Here is a 233-nt window from a genome sequence, read left to right as displayed (position 1 = left end):
TGGGTGTCCTACCAGGACCGCAAAGCAGTCTCCCGCGCGCTGCGTGAGGTCTACACAGCCGCTAACGAGGACACCGCGCGTGCCAGCCTGGATGCTTTCGAGGCCAGTGAACTTGGCCGGAAATATCCCCAGTCGGTTAAAGTCTGGCGTGATGCATGGGAGCGGTTCGTGCCGTTTCTGCAGTTCCCACCGGCGGCACGCCGGGTGCTCTACACCACCAACTCGATCGAATC

Annotated in this window: 1 protein-coding gene; it reads left to right on the top strand. The window is 61.8% G+C overall.

What is annotated here, in order from left to right; translation table 11 throughout:
• Window positions 1-233: transposase (locus QP909_RS11860; RefSeq protein WP_284767338.1), on the top strand; the 233-nt coding region annotated here is incomplete at both ends.

Origin of the sequence: Corynebacterium sp. MSK195, assembly GCF_030228885.1 — a bacterium.
Lineage (GTDB): Bacteria > Actinomycetota > Actinomycetes > Mycobacteriales > Mycobacteriaceae > Corynebacterium.
This window is presented reverse-complemented; position numbering and strand designations above follow the sequence as displayed.